Genomic DNA, 25,991 nt, shown 5'->3' with positions numbered 1-25,991 from the left:
GCTACTGCCGCACCCGGTCACCGAACGCGAAACCGGCGGCGACGACCAGCACCCACACCGGGCCCGTGAAGCCCGCCATGTACTGGAGCGGGGACACCCCGAACAGCGCGGTGAACCCGCCGAGCACCAGCGACGTCCACCCGATCCAGCGCGGGCCCGCGCCGTGCCGCAGCAACGCCGACGCCACCGCCAGCGCGCTGACCCCGGCCCCCGCCCACAGCCACGGGATGGTCCCCATCCAGTGCGCCCCCACCACCGCGTACTCGGGCACCACCTCGTCCAGGTGGCCGAGACCGAAGATCAGTTCGGTGGTGAAGCCCGTCCCGAGCAGGCAGGCCGCGCTGGTGAGGACCAGTCCGCCGCCCGCCACCGCGGGCAGGAGCGTGCCCTCCGGCAGGCGATCGGAGAGCCGGCGCGCCAGTCCCGCGGCGAACACCAGCATCAGCAGCGCCGCGATCATGAGGGATACGTGCATGACGACGACGGCCGCGCGCTGGTCGGCGAGACGGTTGGCGATCGCCACCGCGTCACCGGCGACACCCTCGGCGTAGGCGGCGTCGATGAATCCGCTGGCCTGGATGCCGATCACGCCGGCCAACCCCGCGACGACTCCCCCGTACGCCCACGTCCGGGGCCGGTTTCCGGCGGCGGCCGGTTCCCCGGCGGACGACAGTTCCGACAACTCGACTGCACTCACGGCTGCTCCCACAGGTCGCGGTGCGCCCACCCGGCCGGGCGGCGTCCACCGGAACACGGTGACCGCGTTCGCCAGTCAGGCTCCGTCGCCCGACGTCCCGGGAACCAGGGACCGGTGTCCCGAATACCCGGGACAGCGCTCAGCGCGGTCCGTACCCCAGTTCCGCCGCGGTCTGCTTGGCGGCGTCCGTGACCGGTACCGCGTACGCAGCCGTGCCGTACGCGCAGATCTCCGACCAGTTGCCGCCCAGGTCGGACGTCTCGAACCGCATTGCGACGATGACGTTGCCGCCGCGCTGGGCCGCCTCGCCGACCAGTCGGTTCATCGCCTCGTTGCGGCTCTCGGTGAGGTTCTTGGTCATACCCTGCAGTTCGCCGCCCACGAGCGACTTGAGGCCGGCCCCGATCTGGGACCCGATGTTGCGCGACCGCACGGTCAGTCCGAAGACCTCGCCGATCACCCGCTGAATCTCCCACCCGGGAATGTCGTTCGTTGTCACAACAAGCATGACGACGAGGCTATTGCATCGAATACCCGCCGGATCGAGTCCGGCTAACGCGGGTTCGATCCGGATCGCGCGGCAAACTCCCGCTGGCCGGCAGGAATCGCTGGCCACGCGGCGACCGGCGGCGTTCAATTGGCTCATACACCCGTGATGCGCACATCCGAACGCGGGTTTGGGAGGTGGCAGCGATGCCGAAGCCGGCCGGCGGACTCGCAACGCGAGACTGGGACGAGGTCTCGCAGGTGGTCGCGGACGCCTACTTCCCGCACACCCTCACACCCCACACGCCCTTCCCGATGGGCGACGCGTGCCTGCGCAACACCGGAACCGGTCCGGTCCGCATCGCGCGTCTCGCGTGGGGCGGGGAGGTATCGGTGCACTCCGATCACCCCGGCGCCTACGGCGTGAACATCCCGCTGACGGGCCGCCTGGACTCCGTGGTCGGCGGGCGGGAGGTGTCGTCGCTGCCGGGCACCGCGACCGTGTGCCCACCCGATGTCGCGACCCGGATGCCGCACTGGACCGCGTCGTGCGAAATCATCGGCGTCCGTTTCGATCACGAGTACCTGGAACGCGAGATGCACCGCATCCTCGGACGGCCCGGGCTGCCGCTGCCCGGCCAGGTGGATCTGTCCACGTCCTCCGGAGCGGCCTGGCTCCGTTTCGTCGAATCGCTGTCCGACCAGATGGACGGACCCCGGTGCCTGCTGCACAACGATCTGGTGGCCGGCCAGATCCTCAGCGCCGTCACCACCGCGTTCGTCCTCGCGGCCGTGCCCGACGACGCCGAGGGGTCGGCCGCGACGCGGCCTCGGATCGTCAAGCGGGTGATCGACGCCCTCCACGACGACCCGGCCCACGCGTGGACCGCCGCCGAGATGGCGGAGAAGGCCGGGGTGAGTGTCCGTCGCCTGCAGGAGGGCTTTCGGCAGTACGTAGGCCGCAGCCCCACCGAGTACCTCACCGACGTCCGCATGGTCCGTGCCCGCGACGACCTCCACCAGGCGGCACCGGGCGACACCGTCGCCGCCGTCGCACTGCGCTGGGGTTTCGCCCACTCCGGTCGCTTCGCCGCCGCCTACCGCACCCGTTTCGGCACGTCGCCCTCCGCGGCGCTCCGCAGTTCCTGACCCGCCCACCCGAAGGAATCCCAGTGCTCTTCGCGTCCCGCTTCCCTACCCGCGTGCCACCCGCCGTCGCCCCCATCGCATCGATCGATCCCGACGGCGGTCCGCTGGTGCTGACCGGTCGCGTCCTCGACGACGACGGACGACCCGTCCGCGGCGCCAGGGTCCAGGTCCGCCGCAGCGACGGCTCCGGCGCCGCGCACACCGGATCGGCGACGTCGTGGGCGACGACCGGCGGCGACGGCCGCTACTCGATCGCGACGACCACCCCTGTGGCCTACCAGATTTCGACGGACGGACCGACGGGCTGGTTCATCGCGAACGAGAAGTGGAGCCCGTGGCGTCCGGCCCACCTGCACGTCACCGTGCGGGCGCCGCGGATGCGCACCGCCACCGCCCGGCTGTACTTCCGACGGGACACCTGGACCCGGCACGACGCGCCCGAGTCCGTCATCCTCGACCCCTGCCCGGCATCCGATGGGATCGACAGGGCAATCTACGATTTCGCGCTCGCTACCGTGCCGCGGCGACCCGCCGTCGAGGTTCGCTGATCCACTCCTCGGCGCCGTTCTCCTGCGTACGCTGACGCGGGACACCACGCCCGAGGAGCGGTACATGACGGTCACGATTTGCGAGGCAGCCGAGGTCACCGACGAGCTGGTACAGGCGTGCACGACGCTCATACCGCAGCTGTCGACGTCGGCGCCGCCGATCACCGCGGCGTACCTCGAAAAGGTCCTGGGCTGCCCCACCAACACCCTCTTCGTCGCCAGGCTGGACGGCCGGATCGTCGGGACACTGACGCTGGTCGTGTTCCCCATCCCCACCGGCCACCGGGCATGGATCGAGGACGTCGTCGTGGACACCGCCGCCCAGGGTCGGCAGGTCGGCGCCGCGCTCACCCGGGCAGCCCTCGCCCGAGCCGACGAACTCGGTGCCCGCACCGTCGATCTGACGTCCCGGGGCTCACGCGTCGCCGCGAACCGGCTCTACCTGAAGCTCGGCTTCGAACCACGCGAATCCAACCTGCTCCGCTTCTCGATGGCCGAGACACCGCTGCCACGGGGATGACGCTCCCGGCGTCGTGGAGAAGCGGTCATCTCGCCGCCCCACTCGCGCCTCCGCAGGATGCGGGTGCGGTCGGGTGCGCGCAGGCTCCCGATGGATGGGAAACCCCGTAGTCGGTTCCATCGGTCAGCTGCTTCTGTGATGTTCGACACCCAGATGTCGGTTCTTCGGCATACCCGAAGTGGTGTCCCCCGACGAAAGGCTTTCCCACCCATGCGAATCCGACCTCTTCGACTATCCATTGCGGTGATGGCGACCGCGGTCGCGGCCACAACCGCTACCACCGGCGTCGCGTCCGCTGGTGTCAACTTCGGAAGTTCCGGCAGCAGCTTCGGCAGCAGCGACCGCGAAATGGTCATCACCCTGGTACGCCATGCCGAGTCCGCCGGCAACCTCTCCGGACTGGTCGACACCAAGGTGCCCGGACCCGATCTGACCCCACGCGGCCGGACACAGGCAGACAATCTGGCCACCCAGCTGGCCGGCCAGGACTTCGACTGCAGCTTCGCGTCCAACATGGTGCGGACCGAGCAGACTGCGGCACCGACCGTCGCCGACCAACACCTGAGCCTCGACATTCAGCCCGGTTTCCGGGAGATCGAGGCAGGCGACTACGAGGGCACCCCGGAGGCCGAGGCGCTGTCCGGCTACCTGCAGGCGCCGATCAAGTGGCTCTCCGGCGACCTGAACGCACGGATTCCAGGCTCCATCGACGGCAACGAGTTCGACAGCCGCTTCGATCAGGCACTGCTCAATGTGCAGGACCGCGGCTGCACCAATCCGGTGATCTTCTCGCACGGCGGCACCATCATGTTCTGGTCCATGATGAACGCCGACAACGCCGACATGAGCAAGCTCGGCACCGATCCGATGCGTAACGGCGGCCACGTCACCCTCGAGGGCAGCCCGCAGAAGGGCTGGACGATCGTCGAGTGGGTCGGCCACCCGGACCTCGGCTGATTCACCCCGTCCGCGCCCCGGATGTCACCGACACGATCGTGGCACCGGGGCGCAGTCGTGTCTCGAGCGCTGTTCACGGATTCCCCACCTGGGCGGGGTGCCGGACGCCCGTGTCCAGCCTCGGTAGTCAGCGGATGTAGCGCACTTCCGGGAACGCCTCGTGGCTGTATTCGAGGAGGGGTGAGGGCTCGTTGCGCAGGAACCGATCGAACATCGCGGCCACGTAAGTGCGCACGATCTCGTCCGCGCGGCCGGGCGCGATCGTTCCCAGATGAGGTCCGGTGACCTCGGCGGCAATCAGCGCCGGAAGCGGCGGCAGGAGGGCGGGTACGTCGGTGAAGCTGTAGTGTCCGGCGCCGGTCAACTCGAGTTGCCGCTTCCACCCGCTGCTCCTGTCCCACAGTGCGTTCCAGTACGTATCCGGTTCCCCTGGGGACAGGCTGCGGCTGGACATCAGCATGATCGGTCGATCCCAGCCTGCTGTCGCGTCGACCCCGGGGCCAGCGTCCGAGCCGACCGAACCGTCGAGGCTCACGCCGGCCGTGACGCGCGCGTCGCGGCTCATCACCTCGGTGGCGGTCACCCCGCCGAGCGAGTGCCCGACCATGCCGACGCGGGACAGATCGAGTGCCCCACCGAGCCCGTCGGGAAGAGGGCGCCCCTCGGCATCAGGATTGCCGCCGCCCGCCATCGCCGCCAGCTCGTCCAGTACCAACTCGCTGTCGGCCACCCGCGCGTCGAGGGCCTTCCGACCCCACTCTCCCGGTTCCTCGGGGCCGACCGCCGTGGCAGCGACCTCGAGCCGACCATCGGGGAACTCGACGACCTGCGCGTCGTACGTGTGGTCGATGGACACCACGACGTACCCCCTGCTCGCCAGATCTTCCACCAGGCTCGTTCCGAACATTCGGGGCACTCCGACCCCGGGCGAATAGAGGACCACCGGCAGACTCCGCTCGGGTGTCTCGGCGATCCGCGCGTCCCGGTGGGCGTGAGTCCGCAGACCGGGCAGGGTCTCCACATCGATGGGCAGACCGGCCTCGACGGCGACGGACCGCAGTGCGGCCGGCGGAAATTCGGCCGACAGGTAGCGCGCCAGGGGGGTGTCGGCGTTCGGGGCGGCCGGGTAGGTGACGGTGATCATCAGCTCTCGCGATCGTCCCGGGCTCCACGGGTCGGGCCGCGCCTCGTCCACAAGGTGCAGGGTCGTGCTGCCGACCTCGTGCGGGCCCGACGGCGCGGGCGCTGCAAACATCGGGTCCTCCGCGACCGGTCGCCCGTCACCCGTCGTCTCCGCGCCAGGCGCGGCGGCCGTCGCGACACTGCCCGAGGCACCTGCGACCAATATGGTTGCCAGGACGCACACGGCCCTGACCCACCAGGCAGTCATGAATTCCCTTTCGCGTCTACCGATACCATGCCCCGACCATGTCACAGTACGACCGGATACGGACCGAGCGAGCGCCGGGCCGCAGCCCCTTCGACTGGAACACTGACTGCCTCCAGACCTCGGGACACGGGGCTTCGAAAATGCCCGCCCCGACCGACTGCGGATCCCGCTAGCCTGGCGAACACACCTACCGAACGGAGGAACAACGTGGCATCAGACCTTTCCGTCGGCGATCACGTGCGATGGAACTCCGAAGCCGGCTACGTCGAGGGCGTGATCATCGAGAAACACACCCGCGATGTCGAGTTCAAGGGCCGCATACGCCGATGCAGCGAGAGCGATCCTCAGTATGAGATCGAAAGCGACAAGACCGGTCATACCGCAATGCACAAGGCGGAGGCGCTGACCAAGCTGTAGCGCGGGCGGGACGGGGCAGCCCTCCCCGATGAGGCACTCGCTTTCCCCGCTCCGCACCGCTGTCGTAGCCCGGCACGCACGGGCGCCGGTCCGTAGAATTCCGGTTCGTACGGGCGTGTGCCGAGAGGGGTGCGCTCGGCGAGCCCGTGATTCGTCGAAGTCGATGAGGAGCAGATATGTGGATGCTGTTCGGACGACCGGTGCGCCGATGGGTAGCGCTTTCGGTGGCACTACCCCTGATCACCGCTGTTCTGTCCTTCATCGGGCGAAAGATCCAGCAGCGCAAGGGCAGCCCGACGAAGACGTCGAAAGCCCTACTCGGCACGTCGAACTTGTTGAACCGGCGTCAGCGCAAGGGCAAGAGTTCCGAGCACTCCACGGACACGTCCGGACGCTGACCTGCCCGACAAGTGACCGGGGGAGCCGCAAGGCCGTACCACCGGCCGCGGCCCAGTGGTCTCCATGGCGATCGCGGCAGCGGTCGACCAGGTGCGCGAGCGCACCCACTGAGGATGCCCGCAGCTCCCCCGCTGTCAGACGGGTCGGCGCAGGTGCTGCGGCACAATTCGAGCATGACCGCAGACGCGGACCTCGCGAGCAGGTTCGAGGAGTGCCGAAGTGGCTGAATCGATCGACCGCTGGAACCCGCGGGTTCGAGGCGAGTCCATACAGTAGGAGCGGACCGACCCCGTTCACACGGCGTCGCGGTACAGGTACCAAAACCAGCAGATGGCGCCGCCCAGGCAAACGGCGCCCGATCCGAGTGCTCCGACCACCACCAGCATCGTTCCCAACGCCGCGAGTGCGGTGACACAGGCGACCTGCACTGCTACTCGGGTGGGCACGGCATACACGCTGCCGTAGATGGTCGACCGACACAACACCGACGACGCCAGGACAGCGTTCGGCGGACTTCACTGCACGCCTATCGGTCTATTAGCGCACGCACCGCGGATTCATCGCGCGAACACTGGGTACCCGCCGGGCACAGCGGGCGAGGTGCAGGTGCCACCCGACAGACGAAAGGCACAGGGTCATGACGAACGAAGAGACCGGATCGGTCACCGGCACGGCGGACAAGGACTACAACCTCATCTGGTTCGTCGAGGCATCACTGAGCAACGCCCTACGACTCGAGAAGTACATCCAAGACGCCGAGCGCGGCGGCGACACCGACCTCGCTGACTTCTTCCGCAGGGCTAAGGCCGCCAGCCGCAAAGGCGGCGAAGAGGGCAAAGCTCTGCTGTCCGAACGTCTTTCTCGTTCCTGACACGCGAGAAGACAGACGATCGCTCGCTGCTGGCTCCATCGCCGCCCCAGCAGCAGTGTCTCCGGGCGCGTGCGGATACGGCGGTCAGTGGCCGAGAGGATCTTTCAGGCGCCGGTGCTCCATGTGCTTCACGTGCGCGTGTTCGGCAACGACGATGCTCGCGCCGGCCATGAAGCACACCGCGCACACCGCACCCGCAATGACTGCCCATCCTTCGAAGCCGTAACCAGCGGCAACCAACGCCATCCCCAAAGTGGCGATGCCCAGCCCGATCAGACCGAATCCGGGCCAGTTCCGTGTGTCGTCGATCGATTCGCCCGAATGCTCACGTGTGGTGTGCGCCCGGTCGAGCGGCAGCCGATGAGTACTCATTGCCACTCCCTTCCCGAAAAGTGAGGGTTCCAGCATCGCTCTCCGGCGGGCACAGAGACATCACCTGTGGATCACGTTTGTCGCACAGGTCGCAGATACGCTCAGGGTGTCGGTGAAAACACCATGCATCGCTGCAGCGCCCTTCTGACTGTTGCGGAGCGGATTCGGGCACCGGCCCGAGGTCCGCTCGGATCCGAAGGCGCCGGCAGGTCACGGTGGCGACACGGGCGGGCTGTACCGGCCCGAGCAGACGACGTATCCGGGCGCAACTGCCTTCGACGGCACACTGCGCCGATTGGTCCCGCCCATCGACGTCGACCTCTCCCCGGTCCGGAGTCGCTGACCCGCGGTCAGTCGAGCTTCCGCGCCCCGAGCACCTCGACGAGCATTTCGCCCGCCATCTCCTCGGGGTCGCGTCGGCTCGCCTGATCGACGGGCACGGCGGCCTCTGCCATCATCTCTTCCTCGTCCTCCCTGGTCGTGGGAGGAGGCGGGGCGTCGTAGTCGAAGTCGGCCGGCGGCGGGCCGGGATCGTCCGGGTAGTCCGGCGCCTCGGGCGGCGGGATGTCGTCGTCGCGAGGGGCCGGCGGCCGCGGCGGCGCCGCCGGCGCGGACCGCCCCTGACTCGGTCGTGAGAACTTGGGTGCGGCAGGAGCTTTCACCTGCGGAGCCGCCTGGGTGGGCGCCTGCTGCGCCGGCGCCGACCCGTGCTCGCACGTCACGTCCCACTCGCCACCGAAGACGTCGTGCATGGCCGCACGGATCACCTCGGTGTTGCGCTGCTCGACGAGACGCTTCACCAGCGGAACGGAGTCGTGCGCGAGGACCAGCCGATCACCGTCGATCGCACGCACCGTGGCACCGGAGAGCATCACCTCGACGGTCCGGCTCCGCTCCCGAACCTTGGCGCGCACCTCGGACCACACCGCGCGGACCGCGGCAGCATCCGGGCGGCCGGACGAAACCGGGTCTACGGGAACGGGTTCCGGTTCGACGACGGCCGCATGCTCGGGTTCGGAATCGGGCACGGACGGAACCAGCTCGGACGGAACGGGCACGGGCGCCGGGGCCTGGCGGACCGGTTCGGGTGCCGCCGGCTCCGGCGTGGGCGCCGGTTCGCGGACGGGCGCCGGTTCGCGGACGGGCGCCGGTTCGCGGACGGGCGCCGGTGGTGGGACCTCCGCCGGGGGCTGCGCAGCCACCGGCTCGGGCTGGGGTTCGGGCTCGGGCTGGGGTTCCGGCTCCGGCCGTCGCGGGGGTTCCGGTTGGACCGGCTCCGGCGGCGCCTGCTGGGCGGACGGAGGGGCCTCCGCCTCGCGACGTTGCGACGGGCGCTGGTACACGGGGCCGGACGCCGGTTCTTCGGCGGCAGCCGGACGCGGCGCCGCGGCGGGTGCACCCGCGGGCGCACCGCCGGACGTCGGCGCGATCACGACGCCCTGCTCGATCCGCTCGAGTCGCTGCAGCACAGCCGATTCCGCGTCCGTCGCCGACGGCAGCAGCATCCGCGCGCACATCACCTCGAGCAGCAGGCGCGGCGCCGTCGCGCCGCGCATCTCACCGAGACCGTCGTGCACCAACTCGGCGTAGCGGGCCAGGGTGGCGGGGCCGATCCGCTCGGCCTCCTCGCGCATCCGGTCCAGCACGTCGCCGGGCGCGTCGACCAGCCCGCGTTCGGCGGCGTCGGGCACGGCCCGCATGAGGATGAGGTCACGCAACCGCTCGAGCAGGTCGACAGCGAAGCGCCGCGGGTCGTGCCCGGCGTCCATCACCTTGTCGACGGTGCCGAACAGACCGGCTCCGTCGTTCGCGGCGAGCGCGTCGACGGCCTCGTCGATGAGCGCGACGTCGGTGACGCCGAGCAGCGCGAGCGCCCGCGAGTACCGAACGCCCTCGTCGCCGGCGCCGGCCAGGAGCTGGTCGAGCACGCTCAGCGAGTCACGCGGCGAGCCGCCACCGGCGCGGATGACGAGCGGGTAGACCGCGTCCTCGACCGGGACGTGCTCCTGCGCGCAGATCTTCTCGAGCAGCCCGCGCATGGTCGACGGCGCGAGCAGCCGGAACGGGTAGTGGTGCGTGCGCGACCGGATGGTCGGCAGCACCTTCTCCGGTTCGGTGGTCGCGAAGATGAAGATGAGGTGCTCCGGCGGCTCCTCGACGATCTTGAGCAGCGCGTTGAAACCCGCCGTGGTGACCATGTGGGCCTCGTCGACGATGAACACCCGGTACCGCGACTCCGCGGGCGCGTAGAACGCGCGGTCGCGCAGCTCGCGGGTGTCCTCCACACCGCCGTGGCTGGCGGCGTCGAGCTCGATGACGTCGAGGTTGCCGGGCCCGCCGGGGCCGAGCGCGATGCACGACGAGCACTCGCCGCACGGCCTGGACGTGGGCCCCTGCACGCAGTTGAGCGAGCGCGCCAGGATGCGGGCCGACGACGTCTTGCCGCAGCCGCGCGGACCCGAGAACAGGTAGGCGTGGTTGATGCGTCCGGCGTCGAGTGCGGTGCTCAGGGGCTCGGTGACGTGCTCCTGACCCACCACCTCCGCGAACGAAGCTGGTCGATATTTCCGGTACAGGGCCACGGCGAAAGACTACCGGCGACCGGCGACAGTTCGTCGCAGGAGTGACGCCCCACTCGGATCCCGCCCGTCGGGCGTCGAGAGATTTCCGAAACACAGAAGCAACATGGACGCCCCGCCGCCGAAACTGCAGGACGCGATCGTCATTTCTCGCGTGCGGTGACACCCCGCCGGTGAGGAGAAGTTCACATGCTCGAGACGATCGATCCCGCGACGACCGCGTGGCTGCTGATCAGCACCGCGCTGGTTCTGCTGATGACGCCCGGCCTGGCCCTCTTCTACGGCGGCATGGTCCGGTCCAAGGGCGTCCTCAACATGATCATGATGAGTTTCGTCTCGATCGCGCTGGTCACGGTGGTGTGGCTGGTCGCGGGTTACAGCCTGGCGTTCGGCGACGACGTCGGCGGCGGGCTGATCGGCGGGCTCGAGCACCTCGGCATGGCCGGTATCACCCCGGACACCGCCCGCTCCGGGGTGCCCGAGTTCCTGTTCGCGACGTTCCAGCTGACCTTCGCGATCCTCACCGCCGCGCTGATCAGCGGCGCCATCGCCGACCGGGCGAAGTTCTCGTCGTGGATGTTCTTCGTCCCGGTGTGGGCGCTGCTGGTCTACGTGCCGGTCGCGCACTGGGTGTGGGGGCCGGACGGCTGGATCTCGAAGCTCGGTGTGCTCGACTACGCGGGCGGCCTGGTCGTCGAGATCGTCTCCGGCGCGTCCGCCCTGGCGCTGGCGCTGGTGCTCGGCCCGCGCCTCGGATTCCGCAACGAGCCGATGCGGCCGCACAACCTCCCGATGGTCCTGCTCGGCGTCGGCCTGCTGTGGTTCGGCTGGTTCGGCTTCAACGCCGGTTCCGCGATGGCCGCCGACGGCACCGCCGCCGCGGTGTTCCTCAACACCCTGGTCGCCGGCTGCACCGGCCTGCTGGGCTGGCTGTTCGTCGAGCAGAAGCGGGACGGCCACCCCACCACGTTCGGCGCCGCGTCGGGCGTCGTCGCCGGTCTCGTCGCGATCACCCCGTCGTGCGGATGGGTCGGCATGGTCGGCGCCGCCGTCATCGGTGTCGTCGCCGGCGCCGTCTGCTCGTTCGCGGTGGGCTGGAAGTTCCGCTTCGGCTACGACGACTCGCTCGACGTCGTAGGCGTGCACCTCGTCGGCGGCATCGTCGGCACCGTGCTCATCGGGCTGCTCGCCTCGGAGGTCATGACCGGCGGCGTCGAGGGCCTGTTCTACGGCGGCGGGTTCGCCCAACTGGGCAAGCAGATCCTCGCGGTCGCCGTCGTCGGCCTCTACGCCTTCGGGGTCACGTACGGCCTCGGCAAGCTCGTCGACCGGCTCGTCGGATTCCGCGTCACCGCAGAACAGGAGACGTCGGGCATCGATCTCGCCCTGCACGCCGAGTCGGCCTACGAGCACGCGGTCCTCGCCCACGGCGCGCCCACCGGGCCGTTCGCGCGGGAGCACGAGCGGCCGCGGCAGCGTCCGGAGCCGGAGTCCGACGCGGTCTGACCACCGCCTCCAGGGCGCCTGGTGTGTGACTCGCGGCGATACGGCGGCGACCCTTGTGGCACAGGCGAGACAGCTCCGCAACCCACCGACGGACGACTCTTCGACGTCGAGATTTCCGACATGAGTTTCCGGAGGACTCCGGCCCAGATGGCGCGGGTCGCGGTTGTCAGGTCAGAGTCGACTGCACGGATGTCAGTAGTGGTGCGCAGAGGCCGCCACTATGACCGGTCACAGTAATCGTGTTTTGGCAGCGTAGCCGGCTGCCGACGTGTCGAGTCTGGAGGACTCCTGCCGACTACGTCCTAGCCTGTGTAGACCTCGGTGTACTCGTACCAGGGGCCATCGATGAGGGTGGACGAGAAGTCGCCGAAACCTACGGGTTGACCGTTCGGCGAGTAGACCCAACCGCTGCTGCTTCCGAAGCCGAACCAAGACTCCTCGCGGAAGTAGACCGTTCCGTCGCTCCCCTTGAACGCCTTATCGATGTCGAACCTTCCGATCTCCAGGTTCTCCCGGGTCTGGTCGGGGCCTGCGAGCAGTTCCTGCGCCGCATCCTCGAACTCCGGCCGGACGTCCTCGAAAGCCATCGGCGGGACGAGATTGCCGACCGCGACGGCAACCAGCACGACGGCCGGAACCGGGAGAATCCACCACGACCATTGTCGTTCCTCGACGGCATAGATCAGCGTGCGGACCGCCCAGATCAGGCCCACGACGACGAGGACCAGCAGTGCCCCGAGAAAGAAAAGAAGGGGTTCGGCCCAGCTCGAGGTTCCGAAGCGCGATGGCCACCACCCGTAGTGCAGGCAGAACAACACCATGACCGCGAGAGCCGCAACAACAGGAAGGATCACGCCCGGCGGCCGGTACCGCTTGCGGGCACGGGACCGCTTCCCGTCCACGGACATTTCGCTCATCTGGTCAACCTAGCGTCGCACTCCGCGAGCCCGCACTGCATTCGTGCGACGGCCCTACATGGACACCTGCGGAGACGCGTGCGGTCGAGTTCCGAGGGGAGACCGATACATTGGGCGAATGTCGATGACCTGGCCGCGGGTACGCGGGTTGAGCTACAGCACGATGGGCCGATCGGTGCGCGCCGAGATGTGGGCCGACGGCACGCATACGGGCAAGGTATGGTTCCAGCCGCCGACCTCGTGGCGGATCGAGAACGCCTCCGGTGAGGTCACCTACATCGAGAACGCGACTGACGAGTACCGCCGCGGCGACGACGGAGTCATGGTGCATGTGGTGAAGTCCCCGCATCGGTGGGTGATGATGACCGGCGACGCGCCCCACCTCCTCCTGCAGGCGCATTCGATGTGGTTGCCACAGCGGGGTGTTCCCGCACAGTTGGGTTATCCCACCGCGCCGCGCCAGGTCGACGTGCGCGGCCGCACCGGCTGGGAAGTGCAGTTTACCGACCAGCTCACCAACCAGCTCACCAACCAGCCCGGTAGCACTATCACCTACGTCATCGACGCGGAAACCGGTGTCGCACTGTCCCGATCGACGTCCGGGACCGTGCTCGAACTCTCCAACCCCGTGATCGACGAGCCTTTCGACCCTGCGTCGTTCACCTGGACCGGACCCACCCGGGACGAGGAGGACCTCGCCAACGCAGGTCAGCGTGAGTACGAAGCGAAGATGCAGGCGCTGTCCCAGATTCCGGCCGCGGAGGTCACCTGGACCCCCGGAACTATCCAGGCCCGACCCATCGACGGCGATCCACGCACCGGGGCATTGAATCAGGAGATCATGCCCAGGTACCAGGATTTCACGCTGCGACAATGGGTGACCGAACTCGGCGATCCTGCAGGCGAATTGAGCACCCGTACCCCACTGTTGCACCGCGCCACGGTCGGCCCGTGGACCTACGAGATCCGCGGTCACACGCCGATCGACACCGGCGACTGCGAACGCATCATCGCCTCGATCATTCCCGCGGATCTGCCCTCCGCCCCGGCCGATCAAATTCGCGAGGCAATCGATCTGGAGGCCGCCGAACAGGCCGACGCCGAACTGACCCGGATGCTCGGGACCGGACGTCGACTCGACGACTACCTCGGCGGCGACGGCGGCGACTCCCTCCTGATTCGAACAGACTTCGGTGACGACTCGAAGTGGCGTGAAGCAGCCGCCGCCGCAATGGCACCGGGAGAAGGCGAGAACTCGGACTTCTCGGCGTGCCTCACCTGCATCGACAATCCCGAGAACAACGGCCTGTCGATCCCCGACCTACTCGAGCGCATCGGGGACCATCCGCCGTACTACGTCTTCCTCGCCGACCACACCACCATCACCGACCCCGAACACCCGATCCTTGCCGTCGACACCGGCCCCGAGGACTTCGGCAGCACGCGTGGCCAGACCGTCCGCGTCATCCCGTCTCAGATGTGGTCGATCGAAAACAACCTCTCCATCAGCAACATGGACTTCGACGAGTTCGTCGAGTCCGCCGACCAGGACGGCGTCCACCGAGGTTTCTGACCGAGGCCCATCTGCGTGTACGCCCCGGTGAGTGCCTTCACCTACCTCGTCACGGCATGCCGTTCGGTCAGCTCGGGCAACTACCCCACTGGCTGACGGAGGCGCTGTCGCATGGCTTCGTAGAGCACGATGGATGCCGCGTTGGCGGCGTTGAGGGAGCTGGCCGAGCCTGTCATGGGGATGCGTATCAGTCGGTCGACACCGTCGCGCCATCCCGCGCTCAGGCCAGTCGTCTCGTTTCCGACGACGAGCAGCGTCGGCAAGGTCAGGTCGACGTCGTAGACGTCGGCGTCGCCGTTCTCGTCCGTTCCGACCATCTGGATGGGAACGCCTTCGGCGCGATGGGACTCGACCCAGTCCCGGACGTCTGCTGGGGACGAGACTCGAACTGTCGGTACGGCGAACAGCGATCCCGTGCTCGCCCGCACGGCGGCACCGTCGTACGGATCGGCCGCGTGCCCGGTCACTATGACACCTGCCGCACCGAACGAGTCTGCGGATCGGATGACCGAGCCGAGGTTGCCGGGGCTAGTGGGCCGGTCGAAGGCAATACCGAGGAAGTCTTGTGCAACAGGGATGCGCCCCAGGTCGTCCCCGGGAAGGGACATCACTGCGAGGAGTTCTGGGGCGTCGTCAGTCTTCTCGCCGAGTTCCGCGATCAACTCGCGGGAGAGGGCGAAGCGCTCACCTCCAGCAATCTCCAGCACGTTCCGCGCCCACTCGGATAGTCGGCGATCTGGATCGAAGAGGATGGCCTCGACAGCCCATCCTCGGTCGAGCGCAACCGTGATGGGCCGCACCCCCTGTACGACGAACGCGCGCAAGCGCTGCCGCTTGTTGCGGTTCGACAGAAGCGACTGCCATTGCTGGAAACGGGCGTTACGCGTGGTGATCTTGAGGACCGGCGACATGCCGACACCCTATGAGCAGCCGTGCTGCATTGCAGCTCAGTTCTCCTTTGCTTGACCGACGCCACACAAGCAGCATCCACCACGAACGCAGGGCTGCGGCCAAGTCTGCCCAACTCGAGGCCCTTCGCGCCAAGCATGCCGCCAAGAGCGATGAGTTCGACGATCGCGGGCCGACGCCTACCTGACGAGAGGTATAGCGGCGGCAACGAACCATCCGTCTACCTACTGCCGGCCAGGCTGTCGTGCTACGTCTTTGCGCCTTGCCCAGCTCAACGTGATCGAGCCAGATTCGCGTCGTGAATCCGCCGCGGGATGCGCGCTTCCGATCGGCCCCATCCTTCACCTCGGAATCCGTTATCCCGAGCTCAGTCATCAAGGCGGCGGCATCACGACCGCCGTCTACGGTTCGGGCCTGCCCTCCCCCGTCCCGGACGACATCGCGCTCGAGTACGTCGCACCGCCCGGCTGACGCGTCCGCCGCTCACACGCGGCGCTTCTCCCCGTACTGCGTCGCGATCGCCATCTCGATCACCGATTGCAGGTCGGCGGGCGTGAGCGCGCGGGGCTGCCGCACCGCCGCGGCGCGGAGGTAGACCTCGCACAGCCACTCCAACAGCACGATTCGGTCGAGCGCTTCGGTCGGCGACTGGCCCACCGCCACGGAGCCGTGGTGCGCCAGGATCGCCGCGTTGTGGTGCGCGAGCGCCTCGACCGTCGACGTGGCGAGTTGCTCGCTCCCGAACGCCGCGAACGGGACCACGGGGATGGCGCCCCCGAGCAGCAGCTGCTGATAGTGCACCGGGGGCAGCTCGTCGGTCACCAACGACAGCGCGACCGCAGATGTCGAGTGAGCATGGACCACACTGGTGTTCGCGGTCGACCGGTAGATACCGAGGTGCATCTCGAGCTCGGTCGTCGGGCGCAACGCGCCCTCGATCAGCTGGCCGTCCAGGTCCACGACGGTGATGTCGTCGACGGTCGCGTCGATCAGGTGCACACCGGTCGCGGTGACCGCGACCACGTCGCCGTCCCGGGCACTGACGTTGCCGGCGCTCCCGAGCACCAGGCCGCGCGCGGCAACTTGCCGGGCGGTGTCGGCGACCGACGCGCGCAGCTCGGTGAACGCACCGGGGCTCGTCATCCGAGATCCTCGGCCGGGCGCCGCGCCGCGATGAAGGCGCGCACCGTGTCCGCGTCGTACGTCCCGTAGGCGCTGCCGAGCCCCTGCGCGGTGTGCGCGGCGGTGGCGTTGCCGAACTCTGCGGCGCCGACGACGTCGAGTCCGAGCGAGATGCCCCGCAGGAACCCGGCCGAGAACGCATCGCCGCAACCGCTGGTGTCGACGACGTCGACCGGGAACGCCGGCACCTCCGTGATGCCGTCCGCGGTGGCGACCACCGTCGGCTCCGCTCCTGCCGTGGCGACGACGCACCGGGCGCCCAGTTCCAGCAGGCGTTCGCAGCCCTCATGCAACGACGACGCCGCGGTCCACCCGATCACCTGCTCGTCGTTGGGCAGCAGGTAGTCGATGTGCGGCAGCGCCGCCCGGATGTAGTCGAGGACTCCGGGCAGGCCCTGCGCCAAGCTGTCCGCCGATGTGATCGCACCGTGCTCGTGTGCCCGTCCGAGGATCTGTGCACCGAGGTCGCCGCCGTAGAACTCCACGGCCCCCAGGTGCACGATGTCGGCCCCCGCCAGTTCGTCCCACGGAACATGTTCGCCGAGGAACTGATTCGCACCCACCACGTGGAGTGCGGGGCGTGAGCCGTCCGGACGGATGGGAAGTACCGAGGCCGACGTCTGCGCACCGGCGATCCGGTGCAGCAGTGAGGTGTCGACGCCCTCGCGTTCGAGGAGCATGGTGAGCATCTCGCCCACCACGTCGTCGCCGATCGCCCCGGCGGCGCGCACCTGCGCCCCCAGACGCGACAGGACGAGGCCCGTCCCACCCGCCGTGCCGGCCGGGGAGATGGCGATCTGTTCGACGAGGGCACCGCCCTGGCCCTCGGGAATGCTTTCCACCGGCCGGACCAGTGTGTCGAGCACATGCACGCCCAACATCATCGCCCGCACGGAATCTGCCGTCCTCGTTGTCGTCACCGGACTTCGTTCCCTTCCCGGAGTTCCTGCTGTGTCGGACGTTCTGAGAGGATCACCGTCTCGAGTGCGCGCATCGATTCGTCGAACGCGGCGGCCATCGAGGAGCGGAGGATCTTGTGGACGAGGGCGCCGAGCGGGGCCGGCCCCAGCGTGAAGTGGAACTCGTAGGTCATCGAGGTGGCGGCGTCACCGATCGGCTCGAACCGGAAGATGTTGACGACGTCGCGCAGTGGTGCGAGGCCCACCCCGGAATCGATTCGCAGCGTCTTGGGTTCGAGAGTTCGGACGGTCCACTCGGCGCGCGACGTCAGCGGACCGACCGACGTGACACGCTCGCGGTACGACTTGCCGACGGTCGCGGGGCCGTGGTGCTCGAGCACCTCCCGGACGCTCACCACCCAGTCGCCGCAGCGGCCGGTGTCCGACGTCAGTTCCCACACCTCGTCGAGTGTGGCGGCGAGAACGCGCTGTGCGCTGATCACGAAACGATTGGACATGTCACATCTTCCCCTCGGCCGCAACCACTTCGGCGGCAGTCATTTCACCGGAGCGGACGGCGCCGTCGAGGTACCCGTTCCAGTACGGCGAGTGCTCGGCACCGGCCCAGTGCACGCGCCGGAAGGGCACGTCGCGCCACATCCCCAGTTCGGTGAGGACGCCGGGCGCGAGCACCGATGTCGGGCCGCCGCGCGTCCACTCTTCCTTGGTCCAGTCCTGTTCGATCCAGTCGACGGGGGCGAGGGCCCGCTTCCCGACCACCGTGGCGAACGCCCGGAGGACCGCTCCTCGGCGCTGACCGGCGGGCAACGACACCCATCGCCGCCACTGGGCGCCGCCGACGAAGCCCATGAGGATGCCGGGGCCGCCGTCCGGTGGGGAGTTGTCGAACATCGAGCACACCGGCGAGGTCGGATCCCGAAAGACTCCCTGCCCGGACAGTCCTTCTTTGCGCCAGAACGGTTCCGAGTAGACGGCCTCGATCTTGCAGAGTGTGCCGAGTGCCATGCGGGAGAAGAGTGCGTCCTGCTGGGCCGGGAGCAGCGGATCCCACGAGATCCTGCAGGCGAGCGTCGGCGGAACGGCCACGACGACGCGCTTCGCACGCCACTGCGCGTTGTCGCCGACCACGCGCACTCCGTGATCGTCCTGCTCGATTCGCCGCACCGGGTGACCGAGCGCCACCGCATCGCCGAGGTCTTCCGCGAGCCGCAGCGAGAGCATCTGGGCGCCACCGTGGAATCGTGAATCCTGGGCTCCTCCAAGCACTCCGATCATCCGGTCGAGGGTGCCTGCGGTGTATTCGTTGCCTGCACCGGCGACGTACCACAGGCCGAAGAGGGCGGACGCGTCGGTGGCGGACCCACCGAAGGCCGAGCCCAGCAGGATGTTGAGAAGGTCCAGCCCCCCGTCGGTGACCGCGCCGCGCCGAATCCAGGTCGTCAGCGACTGGGAATCGAGAGCTTTGGCGCCGAGCGCCTTCCAGGGCTCGTCCACCGGAATCGACCGGGCCGTCCGGTTGGCGCGCAGCATCACCGCACCCACGTCTGCCAGCGCGGCCACGTCCGGGGGGACGTCACCGGTGAACCGTCGGGCGCTGCCGTTCTTGACGTAGGTACTCAGCCCCTGATCGTAGGTCGGGAAGGTCTCGACCTCGAGTTCCTTGGCCAGCGCCAGGACACGGTCCTGGGTCGGACCCACGAACTGGCCGCCGGAGTCGACGATCCGGCCGTCGCCCAGGTCGTGATTGAGCGTGCGCCCACCGACGCGGTCACGCGCCTCGACGACCTGCACGGTCAGCCCCGCGTCCATGAGTCGGCGGGCTGCCGTCAGCCCCGCCAGTCCGGCACCGACCACGATCACATCGGTTGTCGATGCCACGGTCACCTCCCCCACTCCTCGACTGCGAACAACTCTCGGCTCCGTCCGCGCCGGCTGTCGAAACGGATCCGACGGCCACACCGACCGACGGTCGCGTGGAGACACGTTAGGCAAAGTTTGGCCAAATGGCCAGACTTTGCCCGATCAGTATTCTCGTCCCATGAACCCCTCACGTCGCTCGCACTACGCACGCGGACGCGAACGACGCATGGAGCTCGTCGCCGCGGCAATCGCGGTGATCGCCGAGAAGGGGCTCGAGCGCGTCACCTTCCGAGCCGTCGCCGACCGGGCCGGGTTTCCCCCGTCCACCACCAGCTACTTCTTCGACTCGGTCCCCGACGTGATCGACGCGGCCATCACACAGATCGCGGACGCGGTCACCGACAAGGTGGCCACCCTGCTCACCGCGGCTCGGTCCGAGACGGTCGGTCGGGACGAACTGGCCGAGGCCCTGGTGGAACTCGTCACGGGGCAGGACAACGACGATTCCGTCGCACAGTTCGAGGCGTATCTCGCGGCGCGACGGCGACCCGAACTCGCCGAGGCGGTCCATCGCATCATGGGCGCAATCGAGGAGGCCACCGAACGCGCCCTGGAGATGTTCGGGGTCGAGAATCCCGCGCTACCCGCACGCCAGTTCGTGGCTCTGATAGACGGTTTCACGCTGCACGAGATCGCTCGGCCGGGCGATCCGGTGAGTCGCGTCGCCCTGCGGGACTCGATGATTCGGCTGCTCGAGTCCCATCTGTCGAGTCCGGCGACGTCCCGCTGAACCACCGACACGACGGCACTACCGCCGACCACCGCCGTCGCGCAACGGTTCAGGAGGCGCCGACGTGGGCGGTCCAGATCGCACCCGCGGTCGGCAGGGCGCCCTTCGGTATCCGGCGGTCCGGACGCCACAGACCCGACGCCCGCAAGGCGTCGTCGTGCTGGAGGTCGACCCGTTCGGCGTCGATCACCAGCGCAAGATCGGGTAACGCTCCCCCGCCCTGCAGCCGCGCGCGCAGGGCGGGGTCGGCGGTCACGTGGGCGGTACCGCGGACCTCGAGGACCCGGTCGTCTCCCGGGACGAGGGCGAGTACCGACACGGCGGGATCGGCGAGCAGATTGCGGAAGGTGTCGGTGCGGCGGTTCCCGGGGCGGTCCGGCAACGCGACCCGGTGGGCGTCCAGGGGGACGAGGAAGCCGCGGTCGTCACCCTTGGGGCTGACGTCGCCGTGGCCGCCGTCGTCGGTGGTCGACACCGCCAGGAAGGGCGCCGCGTCCAGGAAGGCCAGCACATCCGGATCACGGAAGTCACTGCCTGCCTTGGTGATCGGGGCAAGCTCGGACGGCTGATGATCGCGCCACAATTTCGAGCGCGTGATGCACCTCGCGCAGTGCAGGAAGGCCTCCTCGACGTCGAGGACGACGGACTGGCCGTCACGCCGAATCCGCCCGTTCACTCGCAGCGTCTCGCCGTACCCGGGTACCAGCGCCACCAGCCCTGCGGGCGCGCCGTCTTCGACGTCCGTCGGCGCGACCTCGTCGACCGACTCGATGCGCAGGGCGGTCGCGCGCTCGGCGGTCAGGAATCCGGGATCACCGCCGACGACCATCGAATGCTGGGTGCCCGAACGTCCCCGCACTCCCAGCACGGCGAAGGGGGCGTACGACAGGAACGCCGCGCAGTGTTCGTCGAGCACCGCGATCGACTTCTCGAGGGTGAGAGGCGGCTGCTCGCCGTAGATCGCTTCCAGCGCAGCAACTGTCGAGATCACAGACAAGGGGACGCGCCTAGCCGACAGCAGGAACGGAGGTCGCCGGATCGTCGTCGGACGCCGCCGCCAGCGCCGGAACGGTGGCGTCGATCAGGTACGGCAGGCTCAGCGGGCTCGCGAACCCGAGCGCGGCGGGCACGTCCGTGCCGAACTCGCCGAGGTAGACGGTGCGGTCCTCCTGGACGACGCGGAGTTGCGCGAACACCGGGTTCGACGCAAGCTGCTCCTTGGTGGCGCCGAGGACGATCAAGTTGTCCTGGTCGAGCAGCCCCAGCTGTTCGGCGCTGATCGACCCGGTCTGCGCCGGCGTCGAGAACCCGAGGTTGGTGAAGAAGTCGCCACGCGGATCGCCGGCCTCGAAGATGTAGAAATCGCCGTCCATGTACATGGCGACCGCGGCGGTGCGGCCCTGGAACTGCGGGTTCGCAGACTTCGCGTCCGCGAAATCCGACTCGACGGACTGCTGCAGTTCGCGCGCCTCGTTCTCCTTGCCGAGCGCCCGGCCGATCGTGGCGAGCTGGTCCTCCCACGAGCCGGAGCCACCTCCGGCGCCCTGCAGATCGCCGATCGTCGGGGCGAGCGCCGCGAGCGTGTCGTAGCCCGACTTCTCCGTCAGCGAGTAGGTGCCGACGATGAGATCCGGGTTCGCCTCCGCGATCTTCTCGTACTGCAGGTCCATCTCGCCGACCTCGGGGATGTCGCTGGCATAGCCTGCCGCCCACGGCCGATCCTTGTAGGCGTACCCGGAGTAGGCGCGGGTCGCGACCGGGGTCTCGCCGAGCGCCAGGACGAAGTCGAGATCGTTGAATCCGACCGTGACGATCCGCGTCGGTGCCTCCTCCACGGTCGTGGACCCGTAGGCGTGCTCGACCGTCACCGGAAATGCCCCGTCCCCCGAGGACGCGGCGCCGTCATCGGTCGCGGCGTCGGAACTGCACGCGACCAGAGAGAACGTCCCGGCCAGGGCGACGAGGGAGAGCGCGAGCGAACGCCGACGAACAGTCACAGCAAAGACCTTCCCAAGAGGTTAACTGACGCTAACCTAACTCGAGAGCCTCAGCTGGACCAACTCCACCCCGGTCGGAGCCCTGCGGCGATAGGCTTGGCCGCGTCAGCGATTCCCGAGGAAGGGGTCTCTCGTGGCACCGTTCCCAGCCCTCACCCACATCGCCGTCACCGTGTCCGACATGGCCGTCAGCACCGAGTGGTACACCCGCCTGTTCGGGGCGCCGCCGGTACTCGACGAGGACGAGGAATCCGGCGCCTTCCATCACGCCGTGTTCGTGCTCGGTGGCGGGACGATGTTCGGCCTGCACACCCACACCGGGTCGACACCCGACAGCGCTTTCGACGAACGACGCGTCGGCCTCGACCACATCGCCTTCGCCTGCACCACAGGGGAACTCGATTTCTGGCAGGCCCGTCTCGACGAACTCGGCATCGCCCACGGCGGCATCAGGACCGCCGCCTACGGCTCGGGCCTGTCCTTCCGCGACCCCGACAACATCGCGCTCGAGTTCTTCGCACCGCCCGGCTGAACCCGACTGTTCCCGAGTCGAATTGCGCGCGCTCGGGCGTCTTGGATGCCGCCTCCTGTGATTGATGAGATTCAGGAGGTTCATGAGAGCATCGAGGCGTGAGAGCACAGCCGGAGATGGATCCGGCGGGAAATCGGGCTCGATCCCGTTCGCGGAACGTCCCCAGTTCCACCCGCCGCGACAAGACGAAGACGACACCGAGAACCGGGGAGACCGGGCCGGTGCCGAGAACTCGGCTCGGCGTGTGGCTTGCGCGCCCGTTGTTCGACTTCCACGTAATCCTCAGCGTGACAGCCTTGTTGGTGACCGTCGGGCTGACCATGGTGCTGTCGTCGTCGAGCGTCGAGTCCTTCGTGACGTCCGGATCGCCCTATGCGCGGTTCCTTCCCCAGTCGATGTATGCGGCCATCGGGGCCGTCGCCTTCGTCGCCATCGTGCGCATCAGCACCAGGACGCTGCGCACGTGGGCGCCGTGGCTCCTCGGGATGGCCGGGATCCTCCTCGTCCTCGTCCTCGTTCCCGGGATCGGTGTCGAGCAGATGGGCGCCCGTAGCTGGTTCGTCGTCGGTGGAATTTCCTTTCAGCCATCGGAGTTCGCGAAGGTCGCGCTGGTGCTCTGGTGTGCGCATCTGATCGCCAACTACCTGTCGGCGGGTGCCGACGTGAACACCGCGCTCAAACCGCTGGCCGTGGTGAGCGTCGCGGTCATGGCGCTGGTCGTGCTCCAGCGCGATCTCGGCACCATGATCACGATCGGCATCATCTTGATGTCGATGCTGTGGTTCGGAGGGTTCCGCACCCGCACGGTCGCCACGATCACCGTCGCCGCGATCTCGACGTCGGTGGTCCTCGGCCTGACCGCGGGCTACCGGTCGGACCGGATCAAGGCGTTCATGAATCCCGACCTCGACCCGCAGGGGCTGAACTACCAGACCATTCAGGCCAAGTACGCCCTCGCCAACGGCGGGCTGTTCGGCAAGGGTCTCGGGCAGTCGGACGCGAAGTGGAGCTATCTGCCGCAGTCGCACAACGACTTCATCTTCGCGGTCATCGGTGAGGAACTGGGCTTCGTCGGCGCGGCCATGCTCATCGGGCTGTTCGTGGTCGTGCTGCTGATCGGCATGCGGATCGCTCAGCGCTCGACCGATCCGTTCCTGCGCCTTCTCGCGGCGGCATCCACCACGTGGATCGTGCTGCAAGCGTTCATCAACGTCGCCTACGTCGTCGGGCTCATCCCGGTGACGGGACTTCAGTTGCCGTTGATCTCCGCGGGCGGCACCTCGATGATCACCACGATGATGATCTTCGGGTTCATCGCGCACGCCGCGCTGCGCGAACCCGAGGCCCTCGTCTCGCTGCACAACGGCGGCGGGCGCTGGATGCAGGTGGTTTTCGGGCGTCCCACCCGGCCGGCGACCGCCCGAACCGTGCACCGGCGCACCACCGAGCGGCAGCCGTCGCGCGAGCGTGGCTCCCGGGAGCGGCAGCACGGGCAGCGCGCCGCGGACCGCACCGGCCTCCGCGAGCAGGGCGGAACCCGTACGCGACGACCGGGGCGCGGGGGCGTCAGCCGAACTGCTCGAACAGGGACACGATGATCCCCTCGGGCCCCCGCACGTACGCCATCCGCACACTGTTCTGGTACTCGCCGATGCCGCCGACGAGCCCGTACCCGTCCGCGGCGACCGCGTCGACGGCCGCCCGGAGGTCGCCGACCTCGAACGAGACGTTGCGCAGTCCCAGCTCGTTGGCCATCGCCGTCGGTGATCCGGGCGAGTGATCGGGCCGGACGAAAGCCGAAAGCTCCAGCCGGGACCCGGCACCCGGCGGGCGCAGCATCACGATGTTGCAGTGCGCACCGGGGATGCCGCACACGGTCTCGACGAACTCCCCCTCCACGGACCCGGTGCCCTCCACCTCGAGACCGAGACCGACGAAGAACGCCGTCGCCGCGTCGAGGTCCGCGACGGTGATGCCGACGTGGTCGAAACGTTTCACGTGTGTCATGGAGTTCATCCTGCGCTCTCGTCGCCCACGGCGGCGGTCGCCGGACGCCGCGCCACGACGGCGAAGTTGAGCGGAATCCGGGGCGCGCCCTGCCGCAGTTCCCATCCCTGCGGGCAGGGCACGAGATCGTCGAACGCCGGCCAGTCCATGTACGGCAGCTCGGCCAGGGCCTCGATCACGAGCCCCGCATCGAGCAGCGCGCCGACGACCTCGCCGAGATCGTGCCGCCACTCGTAGTTCGTGACCTGACTGATCCGACCGGCGGAGTTCTCGGTATACGAACCCGAATCGTCGTAGCTGCGGTACCCGTCCCCGCCGAGATAGTCGTCGCAGATCGACCAGGGTTCGTGGTCCATCGCTCCCAGGATCGGGTGATCATCGCGGATCATGAACACCCCGCCGGGCACGAGAAGATCGTGAATCGACCGCGCCCAGTCGCCCAGTTCCGGCAGCCACACGATCGTGCCCGCGCTCGTGACGACGATGTCGAAGCTACGGTTTACGAGGCTCGAGGCGAAGCGCACATCGCCTTCCACCCAACGGATTTCACGCCCGTCGACACCCGCGATCCGGCGCGCGTGTCGCAACGAGTTGGGCGACAGATCCACTCCGTGCACGTCCACCGCCCCCAGGCGTGCCCACGAGATCGTGTCGGTTCCGATGTGGCACTGCAGGTGGAGCAGACTTCGGCCGCGGACACCCGTCCCAGGCAGGTGCGGTTCGAGAACCGACAGGTCGTTGCGGACAACCGTCGAAACCGTTAGTGGGTCAGCGAGAAACCCCTCGACGTCGTACATCTGGGAGGACGCGTGGACGTCGGCCCGCTCGTTCCAGTTCGCACGGTTGGCAGCGATGGCATCGGCGATGTGCATGACGGATCCTCTCGGCAGTTCACGGACTTCGGTGTGTACCACACGACCGGTGCTCGGACGCAGCCATTTTCACCAACACCACCGATCGGAGCGGCTGGGATCATAGGGTCAGCAGAACCTTCGTGGCGCGGCGCTCGTCCATCGCCCGGTAGCCCTCGGCCGCCCGGTCGAGGGGAAGGGTCAGGTCGAAGACGACCCCGGGATCGATTGCGTCGCTCATGATCAGTTCGATCAACTCGGGCAGGAAGCGGCGCACGGGAGCCGGCCCACCGAGCAGGTTCACGGTCGCGAAGAACAGATCCATGCCGTCGAGTTCGACCCCGTGGGAGACGCCGACGTAGCCGACGTGCCCTCCCGGACGCGTCGCACCGATGGCCTGCATCATCGATTGCCGACCGCGCCGGCGACTTCCTTCCCGACTGGGACATGTTCGCCGACGTCACCGTCGCGATCCTCCGAACCGAAGCGATCCGCGACCCGCACAACAAGGAACTCCACGACCTCATCGGCGAAATGGGCACGCGATGGAAGCCCGAGCCCG

General features: G+C 68.4%; 29 protein-coding genes and 2 pseudogenes. 14 read left to right on the top strand and 17 right to left on the bottom strand.

Annotated features, from left to right (window positions below; all coding sequences use genetic code 11):
• Position 1: 1 nt before the first annotated feature.
• Both ABEU20_RS17970 and ABEU20_RS17965 read right to left on the bottom strand, forming a co-directional pair.
• Complete coding sequence (locus tag ABEU20_RS17970) at positions 2–697, bottom strand: hypothetical protein (protein ID WP_420165740.1); 696 nt, start codon at positions 695–697, stop codon at positions 2–4.
• A gap of 139 nt (positions 698–836) precedes the next feature.
• The gene (locus tag ABEU20_RS17965) at positions 837–1,205 is read right to left on the bottom strand and encodes a YbjQ family protein (RefSeq protein WP_420165739.1); all 369 of its coding nucleotides are present in this window, start codon (positions 1,203–1,205) and stop codon (positions 837–839) included.
• Between the two features lie 185 nt (positions 1,206–1,390).
• Here ABEU20_RS17965 and ABEU20_RS17960 point away from each other — a divergent pair, with 185 nt between their 5' ends.
• From ABEU20_RS17960 to ABEU20_RS17945, 4 genes are all read left to right on the top strand, one after another.
• Positions 1,391–2,332: an AraC family transcriptional regulator gene (locus ABEU20_RS17960; RefSeq protein ID WP_420165738.1), complete on the top strand. Its 942-nt coding sequence runs from the start codon at positions 1,391–1,393 to the stop codon at positions 2,330–2,332.
• A 53-nt stretch (positions 2,333–2,385) separates the two neighbouring features.
• Positions 2,386–2,880: a dioxygenase family protein gene (locus ABEU20_RS17955; protein ID WP_420165737.1), complete on the top strand. Its 495-nt coding sequence runs from the start codon at positions 2,386–2,388 to the stop codon at positions 2,878–2,880.
• A 64-nt stretch (positions 2,881–2,944) separates the two neighbouring features.
• Complete coding sequence (locus ABEU20_RS17950) at positions 2,945–3,400, top strand: GNAT family N-acetyltransferase (protein WP_420165736.1); 456 nt, start codon at positions 2,945–2,947, stop codon at positions 3,398–3,400.
• A gap of 246 nt (positions 3,401–3,646) precedes the next feature.
• Positions 3,647–4,357 (top strand): histidine phosphatase family protein, encoded by a 711-nt coding sequence (locus ABEU20_RS17945; protein WP_420165735.1) that lies wholly within the window; start codon positions 3,647–3,649, stop codon positions 4,355–4,357.
• A 127-nt stretch (positions 4,358–4,484) separates the two neighbouring features.
• On the opposite strand, the gene ABEU20_RS17940 is transcribed toward ABEU20_RS17945, so the two are convergent.
• A complete protein-coding gene (locus ABEU20_RS17940; RefSeq protein WP_420165734.1) occupies positions 4,485–5,612 on the bottom strand; it encodes an alpha/beta hydrolase family protein in 1,128 nt (375 codons plus the stop codon).
• Positions 5,613–5,954: 342 nt separating this feature from the next.
• Here ABEU20_RS17940 and ABEU20_RS17935 point away from each other — a divergent pair, with 342 nt between their 5' ends.
• Entirely contained in the window at positions 5,955–6,164 is a 210-nt protein-coding gene (locus ABEU20_RS17935) for a hypervirulence associated TUDOR domain-containing protein (RefSeq protein ID WP_420165733.1), read from the top strand.
• Between the two features lie 182 nt (positions 6,165–6,346).
• A complete protein-coding gene (locus tag ABEU20_RS17930; protein ID WP_420165732.1) occupies positions 6,347–6,562 on the top strand; it encodes a hypothetical protein in 216 nt (71 codons plus the stop codon).
• A gap of 294 nt (positions 6,563–6,856) precedes the next feature.
• Here the strand turns inward: ABEU20_RS17930 and ABEU20_RS17925 are convergent, their stop codons facing one another.
• Entirely contained in the window at positions 6,857–7,009 is a 153-nt protein-coding gene (locus ABEU20_RS17925) for a hypothetical protein (protein WP_420165731.1), read from the bottom strand.
• A 191-nt stretch (positions 7,010–7,200) separates the two neighbouring features.
• Between ABEU20_RS17925 and ABEU20_RS17920 the strand changes: the two genes are divergently transcribed.
• Complete coding sequence (locus tag ABEU20_RS17920; RefSeq protein ID WP_420165730.1) at positions 7,201–7,434, top strand: hypothetical protein; 234 nt, start codon at positions 7,201–7,203, stop codon at positions 7,432–7,434.
• An 84-nt stretch (positions 7,435–7,518) separates the two neighbouring features.
• Here the strand turns inward: ABEU20_RS17920 and ABEU20_RS17915 are convergent, their stop codons facing one another.
• Positions 7,519–7,806, bottom strand: coding sequence for a hypothetical protein (locus ABEU20_RS17915; RefSeq protein WP_420165729.1), 288 nt, complete (start codon positions 7,804–7,806; stop codon positions 7,519–7,521).
• Between the two features lie 350 nt (positions 7,807–8,156).
• Positions 8,157–10,388 (bottom strand): DNA polymerase III subunit gamma and tau, encoded by a 2,232-nt coding sequence (locus tag ABEU20_RS17910; protein ID WP_420165728.1) that lies wholly within the window; start codon positions 10,386–10,388, stop codon positions 8,157–8,159.
• Between the two features lie 186 nt (positions 10,389–10,574).
• Between ABEU20_RS17910 and ABEU20_RS17905 the strand changes: the two genes are divergently transcribed.
• Positions 10,575–11,891 carry an ammonium transporter gene (locus ABEU20_RS17905; RefSeq protein WP_420165727.1) on the top strand — a complete coding sequence of 439 codons (1,317 nt, stop codon included), beginning with the start codon at positions 10,575–10,577 and terminating at the stop codon, positions 11,889–11,891.
• 302 nt (positions 11,892–12,193) lie between these two features.
• Here ABEU20_RS17905 and ABEU20_RS17900 read toward each other — a convergent pair whose 3' ends face one another.
• Positions 12,194–12,808 (bottom strand): DUF1109 domain-containing protein, encoded by a 615-nt coding sequence (locus tag ABEU20_RS17900; RefSeq protein ID WP_420165726.1) that lies wholly within the window; start codon positions 12,806–12,808, stop codon positions 12,194–12,196.
• A gap of 118 nt (positions 12,809–12,926) precedes the next feature.
• On the opposite strand from ABEU20_RS17900, the gene ABEU20_RS17895 reads away from it, so the two are divergent.
• Entirely contained in the window at positions 12,927–14,381 is a 1,455-nt protein-coding gene (locus ABEU20_RS17895; protein WP_420165725.1) for a DUF6924 domain-containing protein, read from the top strand.
• An 80-nt stretch (positions 14,382–14,461) separates the two neighbouring features.
• Here ABEU20_RS17895 and ABEU20_RS17890 read toward each other — a convergent pair whose 3' ends face one another.
• Positions 14,462–15,292, bottom strand: a complete 831-nt coding sequence (locus ABEU20_RS17890; protein WP_420165724.1) for a TrmH family RNA methyltransferase — start codon at positions 15,290–15,292, stop codon at positions 14,462–14,464.
• Between the two features lie 274 nt (positions 15,293–15,566).
• Between ABEU20_RS17890 and ABEU20_RS17885 the strand changes: the two genes are divergently transcribed.
• Positions 15,567–15,761, top strand: a complete 195-nt coding sequence (locus ABEU20_RS17885; RefSeq protein WP_420165723.1) for a hypothetical protein — start codon at positions 15,567–15,569, stop codon at positions 15,759–15,761.
• Between the two features lie 12 nt (positions 15,762–15,773).
• On the opposite strand, the gene ABEU20_RS17880 is transcribed toward ABEU20_RS17885, so the two are convergent.
• From ABEU20_RS17880 to ABEU20_RS17865, 4 genes are read right to left on the bottom strand one after another with little or no spacing between them, the layout of a single operon-like run.
• Entirely contained in the window at positions 15,774–16,433 is a 660-nt protein-coding gene (locus ABEU20_RS17880) for a class II aldolase/adducin family protein (RefSeq protein ID WP_420165722.1), read from the bottom strand.
• Positions 16,430–17,356: a carbohydrate kinase family protein gene (locus tag ABEU20_RS17875; protein WP_420165952.1), complete on the bottom strand. Its 927-nt coding sequence runs from the start codon at positions 17,354–17,356 to the stop codon at positions 16,430–16,432. The genes ABEU20_RS17880 and ABEU20_RS17875 overlap by 4 nt, the downstream gene beginning before the upstream one ends.
• 32 nt (positions 17,357–17,388) lie before the next feature.
• Positions 17,389–17,889 carry an SRPBCC family protein gene (locus ABEU20_RS17870; RefSeq protein WP_420165721.1) on the bottom strand — a complete coding sequence of 167 codons (501 nt, stop codon included), beginning with the start codon at positions 17,887–17,889 and terminating at the stop codon, positions 17,389–17,391.
• A 1-nt stretch (position 17,890) separates the two neighbouring features.
• Positions 17,891–19,270 (bottom strand): flavin monoamine oxidase family protein, encoded by a 1,380-nt coding sequence (locus ABEU20_RS17865; protein ID WP_420165720.1) that lies wholly within the window; start codon positions 19,268–19,270, stop codon positions 17,891–17,893.
• A gap of 160 nt (positions 19,271–19,430) precedes the next feature.
• Here ABEU20_RS17865 and ABEU20_RS17860 point away from each other — a divergent pair, with 160 nt between their 5' ends.
• Complete coding sequence (locus ABEU20_RS17860; RefSeq protein ID WP_420165719.1) at positions 19,431–20,042, top strand: TetR/AcrR family transcriptional regulator; 612 nt, start codon at positions 19,431–19,433, stop codon at positions 20,040–20,042.
• 49 nt (positions 20,043–20,091) lie between these two features.
• Here the strand turns inward: ABEU20_RS17860 and ABEU20_RS17855 are convergent, their stop codons facing one another.
• Entirely contained in the window at positions 20,092–21,033 is a 942-nt protein-coding gene (locus ABEU20_RS17855; RefSeq protein WP_420165951.1) for a pyridoxamine 5'-phosphate oxidase family protein, read from the bottom strand.
• A gap of 16 nt (positions 21,034–21,049) precedes the next feature.
• On the bottom strand, positions 21,050–22,039 hold the full coding sequence (locus ABEU20_RS17850; RefSeq protein WP_420165718.1) for an ABC transporter substrate-binding protein: 990 nt from the start codon (positions 22,037–22,039) through the stop codon (positions 21,050–21,052).
• A 133-nt stretch (positions 22,040–22,172) separates the two neighbouring features.
• Here ABEU20_RS17850 and ABEU20_RS17845 point away from each other — a divergent pair, with 133 nt between their 5' ends.
• Both ABEU20_RS17845 and ftsW read left to right on the top strand, forming a co-directional pair.
• Complete coding sequence (locus ABEU20_RS17845) at positions 22,173–22,571, top strand: VOC family protein (protein ID WP_081122604.1); 399 nt, start codon at positions 22,173–22,175, stop codon at positions 22,569–22,571.
• A gap of 116 nt (positions 22,572–22,687) precedes the next feature.
• The gene (gene ftsW, locus ABEU20_RS17840) at positions 22,688–24,169 is read left to right on the top strand and encodes a putative lipid II flippase FtsW (protein WP_420165950.1); all 1,482 of its coding nucleotides are present in this window, start codon (positions 22,688–22,690) and stop codon (positions 24,167–24,169) included.
• On the opposite strand, the gene ABEU20_RS17835 is transcribed toward ftsW, so the two are convergent.
• From ABEU20_RS17835 to ABEU20_RS17825, 3 genes and pseudogenes are all read right to left on the bottom strand, one after another.
• Positions 24,138–24,578 carry a VOC family protein gene (locus ABEU20_RS17835; protein ID WP_420165717.1) on the bottom strand — a complete coding sequence of 147 codons (441 nt, stop codon included), beginning with the start codon at positions 24,576–24,578 and terminating at the stop codon, positions 24,138–24,140. The two genes, ftsW and ABEU20_RS17835, sit on opposite strands and share 32 nt — an antisense overlap.
• A 5-nt stretch (positions 24,579–24,583) precedes the next feature.
• A complete protein-coding gene (locus ABEU20_RS17830) occupies positions 24,584–25,450 on the bottom strand; it encodes a class I SAM-dependent methyltransferase (protein WP_420165716.1) in 867 nt (288 codons plus the stop codon).
• Between the two features lie 100 nt (positions 25,451–25,550).
• Positions 25,551–25,844: pseudogene (locus ABEU20_RS17825) on the bottom strand (IMP dehydrogenase); the annotation flags it as partial.
• On the opposite strand from ABEU20_RS17825, the pseudogene ABEU20_RS17820 reads away from it, so the two are divergent.
• Positions 25,838–25,963 (top strand): annotated as a pseudogene (locus ABEU20_RS17820) (MmyB family transcriptional regulator); the annotation flags it as partial. The pseudogenes ABEU20_RS17825 and ABEU20_RS17820 sit on opposite strands and share 7 nt — an antisense overlap.
• Between the last annotated feature and the right edge of the window lie 28 nt (positions 25,964–25,991).

Origin of the sequence: Rhodococcus parequi (assembly GCF_046042785.1) — a bacterium.
Classification (GTDB): Bacteria; Actinomycetota; Actinomycetes; order Mycobacteriales; family Mycobacteriaceae; genus Prescottella; species Prescottella parequi.
This window is presented reverse-complemented; position numbering and strand designations above follow the sequence as displayed.